Raw genomic sequence first — 870 nt, 5'->3', positions numbered from 1 at the left:
AAGCCCAGACTGCCTGGCGGGCAACACTCTCGCAGTCAGCCGGGCGTTTACATCTGTCTTTTATGACGCCGGAGAAAAAATGAAAACACACCTGTGTCTCCTGCTGTCTGCTCTCCTGCTTACAGGCTGTGCCGGACAGCATCACCGTTCTTCTGCCGTCATGACAGAAAACGCACCGCCCCCGGATATCCGTGCATGGCTGACGCCCTCCGGCAACCAGGATGATGGTATTTCAGATACCCGTCGTCAGATGCTCACGGATGCCGGCAGAACGCTGGGATTCCGTGGTGGAAAAGCACAGCGCTCATGGGAACTGATTCAGGCACTGAATGCCCGGGAAAGTACCCTGAATGCCCTGTATGATTTCCGGCCTCTCATCAGCAAGGAAGGCTGGCTGCCTCCTGTTATCGATGAAGCTCAGGATGTTGCACACATCAGACCGGACCAGATAAGAACAGCCTCCCGTGTCTGGACCATCCTCCGCCCGGAACGCTTTGTCAGTAATCCACCTGGATGGCGTGACTGGCTGCTGAAAGGACTCTCAACCACCGCCACACCAGGCACTGAAGGCCGGGTTGTGCCGGAAGACCGGGCACAACGCAGACTATGGGAAAACGCCTTACGTCAGGGATGGCAGGAAGGGCGCCTCAACGCAGATCTCACACTGGAAGCTAACCAGAAGCGCCTGACCCGTGATTACCGGGGCATGATGCTTTACGCCCTTCTGTGGCGTCAGGGCATGATCACACGTCCAGATGTCACAGAGCAGATGCAGACGGTTACCGGCAACGGGCAAAAACTCATCACTGGCGATCGCGTCCGCCGCCTGAAAACACATGCTGAATTTACGCTGCAGAAATCGCGCTGGCG

General features: G+C 57.0%; 1 protein-coding gene. It reads left to right on the top strand.

Features of this window, described 5'->3' with window-relative positions:
- Nucleotides 1-79: 79 nt before the first annotated feature.
- Nucleotides 80-870, top strand: a 791-nt coding sequence (locus E0D98_RS24915; protein ID WP_131891375.1) for a type IV secretory system conjugative DNA transfer family protein, incomplete at its 3' end; no start/stop codon positions are given.

Source organism: Escherichia sp. KCJ4928 (assembly GCF_004352695.1).
Taxonomy (GTDB): domain Bacteria; phylum Pseudomonadota; class Gammaproteobacteria; order Enterobacterales; family Enterobacteriaceae; genus ECMA0423.
The sequence above is the reverse complement of the archived record's forward strand: the minus strand, read 5'-3'. Positions and strand labels throughout refer to the sequence as shown.